The following is a 12044-nucleotide window of genomic DNA, read 5'->3' on the forward strand; positions in this document are numbered from 1 at the left end:
TCAAACCTCGCTTACCACCTGACGACCGGAAATTACGTGAACCTTGTAATTGCCGAAGATTGCGGTTGCCTCACCTGCGGCATAGAGCGCCTGATACGCTTCATGCGGCACCAGCGCGTGTTTTTCGTAAGCGCTTACACCCATGCGCGCCGCTTCCAGATCATTGGTTTCGATATGGAATTCCTGAACGGCAGGCGTGGAAGAGAAAAAGCCACGCGATGCCGGACGTTCGTTTTTCGAGAATATCTCCTGCATCGTCCAGCTCATCAGCCAAGCATTTTCATCCCTGCGAACCTTGGAGAGAATGTCGTTGATCCTGGCATTATTTTCAGTGATGCCGGATGAGTAGAATGGGCCAAGCACGATACGGCGCAAAAGCTTGGGATGCAGCGTCTCGAAATCCTTGTCGAGATTGGACGCAATGGTTGCGGGCGTTAAGCCATAGGCTCCGTTGCGGACAATAAAATCATCAAACCGCGTTGCCAGTTCCGGGTTCAGCAAACCACCGATTGGCAAAGGAATATCGACATCATTTCGCAACTTGCCATCCGGTCCCACCAGCAACCGGTCAACATTTTCAGACGAATCCTCAATGGTGGCGATATAGATCATCGGCAGTGTCTGCGGCCCGTCGAACACGCCCCACGTCACCACATAAACCGGACGAGAATTTTGAGGATTGACCGACACATGAATGGTTTCGGGCAACACGAAGGGTGAGAAAATTTCACCTTTACGGATTTGCTGCAGGTAAAGCCGTTCAGCCATCTGCGTTTGCAGCGTTGCCGGAAATTCCCTGTGGCGCAAAATGAAATCGGCCATTTCGCTACGCAGAACATCGGGTTCCGGAATGGAAGCCAGCCGCTTTTCAGCACCATTGCGATCGTTTTCCAGTTCCAGAACACTCTGGAAAACCGGGAAGCCGCTTTCAGCTCGCGAAATGCGAAACTGCTCCATGAACCCGACCCGGTTCTGCCAGCAGGTGAAGGAGTTTCTCAGCCGTTCGATGTAAGGCAGCAACAAACGCCCCGCCAACCCGCTGCCCGGAAGCATCAGGTTGGGTTGCGAAAAATAAACATCCATGCCGTTCAGCGCCGCGGCCATGGTATTGAAATACTGCGTCACTGCGGCATTGTTGGCGGAAGGTAGCAACGGAATACCCCAGCTTATCTTACTGCTTCACGTAGTTAGCCGAATTGTGCTTGTCGAGTACCGCCTGGAAACGGCGCGAGAACGCCTCGTCTGCCAGCTTCTTGCGGCGCTGGATATCCTGGGTCGAAAGCATGTTCTTCTCATGCATTTCCAAGAGATCGCCAATATGACGCTGTGCGGCAGAGCCGATACCCGCCATTGTTTCCGCAGCGGCCGCATCCACCTGCGTCCCGAGTGTGTTGATCTTGTGCGCAACGTCCTGCTGGGCGGCGGTCTTCAAGCTGTCCTCAAGCGCCTTGTAGAGAACGATACGCTGTTCGGTATCGATGGTCAGCTTGTTGATCAGCGTATTTTGCGCGGCAATCTGGTTGTTGAGCGAATCCACGAAGGTCTGGAACATCGAGGTGTAACGCTCCAGCGTCTGGCTCTCGGCCAGAAGTTCCTGCTCTTTTGCCTGCGCAAGATTATATTCCGTGGCAAGCTTGGAGCGCTGACCCTCAAGTTCGGTGCGCTGCGACTGCTCGGTGGAGGCTGCAATCTTGTTTTCAATATCAAGCAGCGCCGGGTTCAGCTGTTCAATTTGCTTCTGGGTCGCTTCCAGCAATGCGATCGTGCCCTTGCGACGCTCTATCACCTGCACAAGGCTTGCCTCAGAAGAAGAATAACGCTGGTCGAGAACGCTCTTTTGCTCTTTCAAAATGCCGACAATGCTATCGGACTTGGACAAGAGTTCCTGAAGATTACCGGCCAGCGACATGTTGCGAACACGCTCGGTGCGCATGCGCTGGGCTTTCTGCTTTGAGAAAACACCGATAAATTTTTCATAACCGGTGTAGTTCTTCATGCTTTCGAATTCGCTGCCAAACACGTTGGTCGCATCCTCAAGCCCGATGATGAGGTCGGCAATGTTTGCTTCCATCACCTTCTGCTGGGTCAGAACGTCCTGAATACGCGCATTTTCAATATCGAAATTCACATCGCCAAGTTTGGTGTCCGCCTTGGAGAACTGATCGAGCACCACGCCCGACTGCTCAAGTTTCGTACGCATGTCGTTGACCGCAACTTTGGTCTTTTCGATTTCGGTATCGAAGGATTGCAACGTAGCCATATGAGTTTCTCTCCCCAAACGATGAACAGCAAAAAGGCCGCCTTTCAGATTAAGGCGACCTTATAGAAATTATCAGCTTTGGAAACTGCAAATTCAAGAGATTGCAGTTAAATCACAAACTTAGAGGCCGAGATTTGCAATCTCTGCATCAAGGCGTTCACGTGCCTTCTTTGGCAGTTTGCCGGTCTTGATGGCGTCGAGGTTTGCTGGCGCATCACCGGCAACGATGAGTGCAACCATGCCCATGCCAAGGTGCGGCGTGCATTTCACGACGAAAGCGCCTTCCTTGTCGATGGTCACTTTCAGCGTTTCGTTCATCTTGCCTTTGAACTCGGTTACACCTTCAGGGATCATGCCCTTGACCGCAGCGGCGTCATGTCCTTTGTCGACCGGCACGAACACGATGACGTCGCCGACATTGGCCTTAACGGCCTGCGGCTCGAACACCATGGCGTCGCCATTAGCGCCCTTGTTCAGCATCTTGACTTCAATTTCGGCGGCAAGAGCCGGAAAGGCGAACAAGCCGGCAACGGCAACGGCGCTGACAAGACGAAGGAATTTATTTTGCATCTTTTGCACTCCTGAGCGAAGCCGCACCCTGCGGCGTTGAGTGCGTGATACCGCGAAGATGCTGTGCACTCTTTGACCAAAATCAAACACAGAAAACTATATGCGGCGCTCAGCTTTCCTTGACAGCCTCCACCCAGTGGCGACGGCAGAAGGAAACATATTTCTCATTGCCACCGACATCGATCTGCGCACCTTCCTTGATGACCTGGCCGGATGCATCATAACGGGCAACCATTGTCGCCTTGCGGCCGCAATGGCAGATGGTGCGGATTTCACGCAACTCATCGGCAATGGCCAGCAATTCCTTCGAAGATGGAAAGAGCTTGCCCTGAAAATCGGTGCGCAGGCCGTAGGCCATCACAGGGATATTCAGCTTGTCGGCAATATCGGCCAACTGCCAGACGTGATGTTCGGACAGAAAGTTGGCTTCATCGACAAAGACACATGCCACAGCCTCTTCAGCATGGAGTGTCTTCACTTCTTCGAAAATGTTGGTTTCAGGGTAAAACAGTAGCGCATCAGAGCAAAGTCCGATTCGCGATGCGACCCGGCCGACGCCTGCGCGGTCATCGAAAGAGGCGGTAAAAATCAATGTGCGCATGCCGCGCTCATGATAATTGTATGAGGCCTGTAGCAGCATGGTCGATTTGCCGGCATTCATCGCGGCATAATTGAAATAAAGCTTGGCCATGTCGTCTCCGGCTGAAATGTAAGGCGCCAACACGCCAGATATTCGTCTGCGTAAGGCTTTTGGCGTCCCACAACCGGAATGGGAAGCGCAAAGCATCAAAAACCACAGGATTTATCGGCCAGTTTTGCTAGCAAAATGTTATGCACGGCAAATCATGTCGCAAATAAAGTGAGCCCGCACGCAAATGCGCATGAGTTGATTGTGTCGGGCATATATTGATAATGGCACGGGAACAAAAAACAGGGAGTACACAATGCTTGTCAACAAAAGGCGCTGTCTTGCCCTCGCCGCGGCAGTTTCAATCTTGGCTTTTGGCGGTGCAGGAGCCCAGGCGGCAGAGCCTGAAAGCTGTGCAACAGTTCGCTTCTCCGATGTCGGCTGGACTGACATCACCGCAACAACCGCAACAGCTTCCGTTCTTCTGAAAGGCCTTGGCTACCAGACCGACGTGAAGATCCTCTCTGTTCCAGTCACCTATACGTCTTTGAAAAACAAGGACATCGACGTTTTCCTCGGCAACTGGATGCCGACAATGGAAGCCGATATCGCGCCTTTCCGTGACGACAAGTCCGTGGAAACGGTGCGCGAAAACCTGGCAGGCGCGAAATACACGCTCGCCACCAATGCCAAGGGCGCCGAACTCGGCATCAAGGACTTCAAAGACATCGTCACCCACAAGGACGCGCTGGAAGGCAAGATTTACGGCATCGAGCCAGGCAATGACGGCAACCGCCTGATCCTCGGCATGGTCGAGAAGGACACATTCGGCCTGAAAAGCTTCGAAGTGACGGAATCTTCCGAGCAGGGCATGCTGTCCCAGGTGGCACGCGCCGACAAATCCGGCCAGCCCATCGTCTTCCTCGGCTGGGAACCGCACCCGATGAATGCCAACTTCAAGCTGACCTATCTCTCGGGCGGCGATGATGTATTTGGCCCGAACTTCGGTGGCGCTACGGTGCACACCAATGTTCGCGCCGGTTACACGCAAGAATGCGCCAATGTCGGCACGTTCCTGAAGAACCTGCAGTTCTCTTTGCCGATGGAGAACGAGATCATGGGCAAGATTCTGAACGACGGACAGGACCCGGAAGCTGCCGCAACCGCATGGATGAAAGCCAATCCGACAGCAATCGAACCATGGCTTGCCGGCGTCACCACCTTCAAGGGTGAAGAAGGCCTGCCTGCTGTAAAAACTGCTCTCGGCCTCTAAAAAACGCTGGATGGAAATCCTGTTGAAACTATAACCGGCCATCGCGGTATGGCCGGGTTTTTATAAGATATTTTATCACGAAAGGCTGTCTTTCTGTGGAATGGATCAGCGCATCTGAAAACCGTCTTCCTGTCGGACGTTATGCAAAAGACGCGATCGACTGGCTGACGACAAATCTGGCTTTCTTTTTTGACTGGCTGTCCTTCATCCTGAAGAGCGTCGTTGATGCGTTGCTGTTTGTTTTACAGGCGCCGCATCCGTTGCTGATCATTGCCATCATCACCGCGCTGTCCTGTTGGGTGCGCCGTTCGATTGGCGTACCGCTGTTTACGGCGCTCGGACTGCTGCTAATCGTCAATCTCGGCTACTGGAAAGCCACCACAGAGACGCTTGCACTGGTTCTGGCCGCAAGCGTTGTCTGCATGAGCATCGGTGTGCCGCTCGGTATTCTCGCCGCCCGTCGCAAATGGTTCTACGTCATTCTGCGTCCGGCATTGGACCTCATGCAGACCATCCCGACCTTCGTCTATCTTATTCCGGCGCTGATCCTGTTCGGGCTTGGCATGGTGCCCGGCTTGATCGCTACGGTCATTTTTGCCATTCCGGCCCCCATTCGTCTGACCCGGCTCGGCATTATCTCGACGCCGCCTGCCCTAGTTGAAGCAGCCGTCGCCTTCGGCGCGACACCGGCGCAGGTGCTGCGCAAGGTCGAACTGCCTTTTGCCATGCCGCAGATCATGGCCGGCCTGACGCAAACCATCATGCTGTCATTGTCCATGGTGGTCATATCAGCACTGGTGGGCGCCAACGGCCTTGGCGTTCCCGTCGTCCGCGCATTGAACACCGTTAATATTGCCATGGGCTTTGAGGCCGGTCTCTGCATCGTGATCCTCGCGATCATTCTCGACCGTCTGTTTCGCCTTCCAGGCTCGGAGGACGAGGCATGAGTGACGCAATCATCTTCGGCAATGTCGATATCATCTTTGGTGACAAACCGGAAAAGGCCCTTCCCCTGATCGACCGCGGCAAAAGTCGTGACCAGATCAACCGCGAAACAGGTCTTGTGCTGGGTGTCGCCAATGCCTCGCTGAGCGTCAAGGAAGGTGAAATTCTCGTCCTGATGGGGCTGTCTGGTTCGGGGAAATCCACCCTGGTGCGCGCGGTAAACGGCCTGGCACCGGTCGTGCGCGGTAATGTCAGCGTTCGCACCGACGATGGTTATGTCGATCCTTACAAGGCGTCGCCTCGCGTACTGCGCGCGTTACGCACTCACACGGTGTCGATGGTATTCCAGCAGTTCAGCCTGCTGCCCTGGCGCAATGTTGCAGATAATATCGGCTTTGGTCTGGAACTGGCCAATGTGCCGGAAGCAGAACGCAAACAGCGCGTCGCCGAGCAGCTTGAGTTGGTCAAGCTTGAACAATGGGCAAACCGCAAGGTTGGCGAGCTTTCCGGTGGAATGCAGCAGCGTGTTGGCCTTGCCCGCGCCTTTGCAACAGGCGCACCAATTCTGTTGATGGACGAACCGTTTTCCGCTCTCGATCCACTGATCCGCAGCCGCCTGCAAGATGAACTGCTCGAATTCCAGAGCCGCTTGAAAAAGACCATCCTGTTTGTCAGTCACGATCTCGACGAAGCATTTCGTATCGGCAACCGTATTGCCATGATGGAAGGTGGCCACATCATCCAGTGCGGCACACCGCAGGAAATCGTCAAAAATCCGGCCACCTCCTATGTCGCCGACTTCGTGCAGAACATGAACCCGATCTCGATGCTCACCGCAGGTGACATCATGAAGCCGGGCATATCGGAGCAGACAGGCAAACGTTCGATTTCCGGCACGGCGCGCGCCTCCGTTCCGCTCATCGACATTCTCGACGCTTTGAGCAAACATCCGGGCATGATTGGCGTGGTTGAAAACGGCGCCATCATTGGCACGATATCAGCAGATGATGTGGTGAGCGGACTGACACGGCACCGTAATCGCTAACGGCGTGACACTGATTCGCAGGTGATTCCACATCAGGACGCGGCGCTCTCTGGAATATGTGACATGTCTTTTTTATCATCAATAAAAGGAATATACGCAAAAATTCGCAGTTGTAACGTTTCAGTAGATGAAATGACCTAGCTGGGAAAAATCACATAATTTGTACACTGCACTGGATGAAACCGGCAAACCCAGCAAAAAATGGCATTTTCAAGCCCGAAACCGGCAAATAGAGTACGTTTTCTTAACAAAATTTGCTGATAAACTATTTTTACATGATAATATAAAACGAAACTAATAAAGTGGTCCTATACCTTAGATTTAGGTATATACAACATTGTGTCCATCTTGCTAAATTGGGCACATCAAATTTAATAAGCCAACGTGACGCGTTCGCAGGAGAGCCTCGCATATGAATACCCAATCTCTTTCAGAGCAATCCAACGCGGCTGCGGGGCTTTTGTCGGCAATGGCAAACCCAAAGCGGCTGATGATCCTTTGCAGCCTTGTCGAAGGTGAAGTCCCCGTTGGTGTTTTGGCAACACAGGTTGGCCTTAGCCAGTCGGCTCTGTCCCAGCACCTTTCCAAGCTGCGTGCACAGAGGCTGGTTAAAACCCGTCGCGACGCACAGACGATCTACTACTCCAGCTCATCTGAAGCTGTGAAGAAAATCCTGGCTTCGCTTGAAGAGATTTATTGTCAGCCGCAGAGCAGCAAGTCTGCTGCCTGAATGATAGCGCGAACATTGCAGCTTTCTTGTGAAAGAAGTCTGCAAAATAATTGCGCCAAATAAGTGTATTTCGATGAAAGCGGTCATTTTTCATGGCCGCTTTTGTCATTTATGGCCTAACGCAGAATAAATATTCATTTCAATCGATATAAATCACATTTTTTACTTCACGTTACGTGAGGTCATAGTCACGGTTGACGGCTACTTTGCCTCAACGCCAGTAGATTTACGCCATTTGCGCCTTGAGGCGGCTTGCCGCCGTGGCGTAACCGCCTGAAGCACCATCGACAAAATGCATGTGATCGTGACTAAGCGCAGTTGGCACGATACAAGTCATCAACGCTGCGTCCTGTTCGTGCATGCCATAATAACAAACGCCGTCGTCCGCCGCCTGCTTTAGCGTATCCTTTATACGAGCGAGACTGGATACCGAGACATCCACAGTCATTTTCAACCCGTCATCGAACTTACGGAAATCGGTATTGCTGGCCACTTCTCGCTTATAGTTTGCCGCATTAAAGCGTCCCAGCGATGCCCCGAAGGCATAAAGCACACGCACCAGAAAAACTTGGCCCAGAATAGACAGGGAGTGCCGCAGCCGCGCGGTCAGATCGCCTTGAGCGGATTGCGCCCGCGCCTCCAAGCCGAGCCCCTCGCGCACAAAACCGAGCTCCGGCCCATCCACGGGTACGGGATGCCCTCCCCGGCCATCTTCATTGGCAAGCATCACCACCCGCGCCACCAGCTTGCGAAAGGCGGTTGGGTCAGCTTTGGGGTGTGGAATGGCAATGATGGAAACAATCTGACCGTGGTTGGATTTGATCGGGTTCCAGCGACAGGAAAGCCCGGTCAGATCCGGCCGCGAACCAGAGGTGGCAGCTTCAATCGTATAAAGCCCTTCCTTCATGCGAGCTTCTGCCCAGCTATTACCGCCGCCCGAAAACATAGCATAGGTCGCATGTTCGCTGGCACGGTAACGGGCGACCCGTACGTCCAGACCATTCGCCCTGATTTCTGACACCGGCACCAGTGCTGCACGTAATACCAGATCCATATCGTCACGCACCCAGCTTTGGGCACGAGATAGCGCGTCTCGCGCTTGATCAAGACCGTCGGGCGGGATTGCAACCACGGCGCCATCGCCACCAAACACGAATGGAAGGTCGGCCTTGCCAAGCACGTTGGCGATGGCCGAGATGACGCCTGCACCCGCCATGTTGACGGCCTTGTAGCGCCCGCTTTCAATTGCCCCGGTAGAGTCGATAATATCAGCAACCGCAAGCGCCCAGCCATCTGGCAATGGCAAGTAGAGGGACGCGTCTGCCACATCCTCAAAATCGAGAATAACAGGCAGCTTTTCAAGGAAATCGTCTGTGGTTTGGCTCATCACTGAAATATCGGTCCATTTCAGTTCAAACACCAGAGGCTGCATGGGAATATTTATCGTGTCGAGCCGACGAAAGAAGCTGTCCAAGATACCACAAACAAAACAATAATCGGCACGAAACACCTTGTGGAATCGTGGTCTAATTTCCTAGACTGCGAACAGGATGCTGCCGAACGCAAAAATGAACGGAGCGACCAACGTCTGGTGGTGTGAAAACCGTCCAGACCACAAACGGGCGAAAAGCCCACCCCAAGGAGACAGCACATGAAAACTAAGCTACTGGCAAGCGTCGCTTTCGCCGCCTCGTTCGCCTTCGCGCCTCTGGCGCACGCAGAAATCGTGATCGGCCTTATCGCCCCATTGACCGGCCCGGTTGCCGCTTATGGCGAGCAGGTCAAGAACGGCGCACAGGTTGCCGTGAACGAGATCAACAAGAAGGGCGGCATTCTCGGTGAGCAAGTCGTGCTCAAGCTGGCGGACGATGCCGGCGAACCAAAGCAGGGCGTTTCTGCCGCCAACCAGCTGGTTGCTGAAGGCATTCGTTTTGTCGTTGGTCCTGTAACGTCGGGCGTTGCCATTCCAGCATCTGACGTCTTTGCTGAAAACGGCATCCTGATGGTGACGCCGACTGCAACGGCTCCAGACCTGACCAATCGTGGTCTCACCAACATTTTGCGCACCTGCGGTCGCGACGATCAGCAGGCTGAAGTTGCAGCTGCTTATGTCATCAAGAACCTCAAGGACAAGCGCGTTGCCGTGCTGAACGACAAGGGCGCTTACGGCAAGGGCCTGGCAGACTCCTTCAAGAAGACCCTGAACGCCGGTGGCGTAACGGAAGTGTTCGATGACGCCCTGACACCAGGCGAAAAGGATTTGAGCGCGCTCGTTTCCCGTCTGAAGTCTGAAAAGGTTGATGTGGTTTACTTCGGTGGTTACCACCCTGAAGCTGGCCTGCTGGTTCGTCAAATCAACGACGCTGGCGCCAAGATCACCGTAATTGGTGGTGACGGCCTCTCCAACTCCGAGTTCTGGAACATAGGTTCTGAAGCAGCTGCTGGCACCGTTTTCACCAACGCTGCTGACGCCCTGAAGAATGCAGACTCCAAGACTGCCGCTGATGCGCTCGCTGCTGCAAACATTCCTGCGGAAGCATTCACCCTGAACGCCTATGCTGCAGTTGAAGTTCTGAAGGCTGGCATCGAAAAGGCTGGCAGCGCGGAAGATTCCGAAGCAGTTACCACAGCCTTGAAGTCCGGTGAGCCTGTTGCAACAGCAATCGGCGCCGTGACCTACGGTGAAGCTGGTGACCTGACCTCGCAGGCATTCTCGCTCTACAAGTGGGAAGGCGGCAAGATCGTTCCAGCTGAATAAGCTGCAACTTTCGTCACTTACGACACAGAAAAGCCGGGTGTTGCAAAGCGCCCGGTTTTGTTTTTTCAGGAATTGTTCTAGGTTGAGAATCCATATTTTTTGAACAGATGAGGCTGCCGTGACCGCTACTCTTGAAAACAGGATCGATCAGGGCACAGGCCGCCAACCGGCAGATATCGTTCTGAAAGGCGGTCGTTTTTTCGATCTGGTCACCGGTGAACTCGTCGCCTCCGACATCGCGATCTGTGGTGATACCATCGTCGGCACCTGCGAAAACTATGTCGGAAAACAGGAAATCGACATCACCGGCAAGATTGTCGTCCCAGGCTTCATCGATACACATCTGCATATCGAATCCTCACTGGTCACACCGCATGAATTTGACCGCTGTGTGCTGCCCTATGGCGTGACAACAGCGATCTGTGATCCGCATGAAATCGCCAATGTGCTGGGCACGGAAGGTATTCAGTTCTTTCTGGATTCAGCGCTGCAGACGGTCATGGATATCCGCGTGCAGTTGTCATCCTGCGTGCCGGCAACCCATTTGGAAACCGCAGGTGCGGATTTGCCGATCGAACGGCTTTTGCCGTTTCGCAGCCATCCCAAGGTCATCGGCCTTGCCGAATTCATGAATTTCCCCGGCGTTATCCACAAAGACCCGGTTTGCATGGCAAAGCTCGAAGCCTTTCAAGGCCAGCACATTGATGGCCATGCCCCGCTTCTGTCTGGCACCGCGCTCAATGGTTACCTGTCGGCTGGCATTCGCACAGAACATGAATGCACCAATGCACCTGAGGCTTTGGAAAAGATCCGCAAAGGCATGCATATTCTGGTACGCGAAGGGTCTGTCTCCAAGGATCTGCACGCGCTGATGCCCATCATCACCGAACGCCTGTCGCCCTATCTGGCGCTCTGCACCGACGACCGAAATCCGCTAGACATCGCCGAGCAGGGCCATCTGGACTATATGATCCGCACGGCAATTGCCCATGGCATTGAGCCTCTGGCGATCTACCGTGCGGCTTCTATCTCCGCAGCGCGCGCCTTCGGCCTGCGCGACCGCGGCCTCGTCGCACCCGGGTGGCGCGCCGATCTGGTGGTGCTGGACAGCCTTGAAAACTGCAAGGCGGAAATGGTCTTTGCTGCCGGCAGGCGGGTATCCGACGCGTTGTTTGATGCCCGTAAACCAATTGAACCCGTCGGTCTGGATAGCGTGAAGGCAAGGCATGTTCTGGCTTCACATTTTGGCGTGCCGGTCAGCGAAGGTGAAACACCCGTCATCGGCGTTATGCCGGGCAAGATCATCACCGAACATCGCCGTTTCCGCCTGCCCTCCAGCGGCAATCAGACGGCCGTTGATCTTGACCGGGATATTATCAAAGTCGCTGTTATCGAGCGCCACGGCAAGAACGGTAACCATGCCAATGGTTTCGTGCAGGGATTTGGTCTGAAGAGCGGTGCGATCGCTTCTACGGTCGGTCATGACAGCCACAATATCTGCGTGGTTGGCGTCAATGAAGACGACATGGCGCTTGCCGCCAACCGACTGGGTGAGATCAAGGGCGGTTTTGTTGTGGTCGCAGACGGCAAGGTCACCGGCGAAATTGCCTTGCCTATCGCTGGTCTGATGAGCCTCGAACCGTATGAAAGCGTGCGCGACACGTTGCACACATTGCGCCAGGCGGCTTACGCACTTGGCACCACGCTCGAAGAGCCGTTCTTGCAGGTGGCATTCCTACCTCTGCCGGTCATCCCTCACCTGAAGATTTCAGACAAGGGCATGGTCGACGTGGATAAATTCGCCCTCATCTAAACGGAGCTGCTTAAATGGGGGC

General features: G+C 54.1%; 11 protein-coding genes. 6 read left to right on the forward strand and 5 right to left on the reverse strand.

What is annotated here, in order from left to right; all coding sequences use genetic code 11:
* The 4 genes from ACZ5FM_RS11330 to ACZ5FM_RS11345 form a co-directional block, all read right to left on the reverse strand.
* Complete coding sequence (locus ACZ5FM_RS11330; RefSeq protein WP_464040456.1) at positions 1 to 1104, reverse strand: hypothetical protein; 1104 nt, start codon at positions 1102 to 1104, stop codon at positions 1 to 3.
* 67 nt (positions 1105 to 1171) lie between these two features.
* On the reverse strand, positions 1172 to 2260 hold the full coding sequence (locus ACZ5FM_RS11335; RefSeq protein WP_192488375.1) for a coiled-coil domain-containing protein: 1089 nt from the start codon (positions 2258 to 2260) through the stop codon (positions 1172 to 1174).
* A gap of 120 nt (positions 2261 to 2380) precedes the next feature.
* Positions 2381 to 2830, reverse strand: a complete 450-nt coding sequence (locus ACZ5FM_RS11340; protein WP_259143704.1) for a pseudoazurin — start codon at positions 2828 to 2830, stop codon at positions 2381 to 2383.
* A 109-nt stretch (positions 2831 to 2939) separates the two neighbouring features.
* On the reverse strand, positions 2940 to 3521 hold the full coding sequence (locus ACZ5FM_RS11345) for a thymidine kinase (RefSeq protein WP_250981987.1): 582 nt from the start codon (positions 3519 to 3521) through the stop codon (positions 2940 to 2942).
* Between the two features lie 253 nt (positions 3522 to 3774).
* Here ACZ5FM_RS11345 and ACZ5FM_RS11350 point away from each other — a divergent pair, with 253 nt between their 5' ends.
* From ACZ5FM_RS11350 to ACZ5FM_RS11365, 4 genes are all read left to right on the forward strand, one after another.
* Positions 3775 to 4731: a choline ABC transporter substrate-binding protein gene (locus tag ACZ5FM_RS11350; protein WP_464038710.1), complete on the forward strand. Its 957-nt coding sequence runs from the start codon at positions 3775 to 3777 to the stop codon at positions 4729 to 4731.
* Between the two features lie 62 nt (positions 4732 to 4793).
* Entirely contained in the window at positions 4794 to 5678 is an 885-nt protein-coding gene (gene choW / locus ACZ5FM_RS11355) for a choline ABC transporter permease subunit (RefSeq protein ID WP_250982397.1), read from the forward strand.
* Positions 5675 to 6721: a choline ABC transporter ATP-binding protein gene (choV, locus tag ACZ5FM_RS11360; protein ID WP_192488370.1), complete on the forward strand. Its 1047-nt coding sequence runs from the start codon at positions 5675 to 5677 to the stop codon at positions 6719 to 6721. The genes choW and choV overlap by 4 nt, the downstream gene beginning before the upstream one ends.
* A 412-nt stretch (positions 6722 to 7133) precedes the next feature.
* Positions 7134 to 7451, forward strand: a complete 318-nt coding sequence (locus ACZ5FM_RS11365) for an ArsR/SmtB family transcription factor (RefSeq protein WP_192488369.1) — start codon at positions 7134 to 7136, stop codon at positions 7449 to 7451.
* A gap of 226 nt (positions 7452 to 7677) precedes the next feature.
* On the opposite strand, the gene ACZ5FM_RS11370 is transcribed toward ACZ5FM_RS11365, so the two are convergent.
* Complete coding sequence (locus tag ACZ5FM_RS11370) at positions 7678 to 8838, reverse strand: DUF3095 domain-containing protein (protein ID WP_464040457.1); 1161 nt, start codon at positions 8836 to 8838, stop codon at positions 7678 to 7680.
* Between the two features lie 264 nt (positions 8839 to 9102).
* Between ACZ5FM_RS11370 and ACZ5FM_RS11375 the strand changes: the two genes are divergently transcribed.
* Together ACZ5FM_RS11375 and ade are read left to right on the forward strand one after the other, a co-directional pair.
* Positions 9103 to 10209 carry a branched-chain amino acid ABC transporter substrate-binding protein gene (locus ACZ5FM_RS11375; RefSeq protein WP_192488368.1) on the forward strand — a complete coding sequence of 369 codons (1107 nt, stop codon included), beginning with the start codon at positions 9103 to 9105 and terminating at the stop codon, positions 10207 to 10209.
* 118 nt (positions 10210 to 10327) lie between these two features.
* The gene (gene ade / locus ACZ5FM_RS11380; RefSeq protein ID WP_464038711.1) at positions 10328 to 12022 is read left to right on the forward strand and encodes an adenine deaminase; all 1695 of its coding nucleotides are present in this window, start codon (positions 10328 to 10330) and stop codon (positions 12020 to 12022) included.
* Positions 12023 to 12044: the final 22 nt, after the last annotated feature.

This window comes from Agrobacterium sp. 5Ca50 (genome assembly GCF_055381905.1).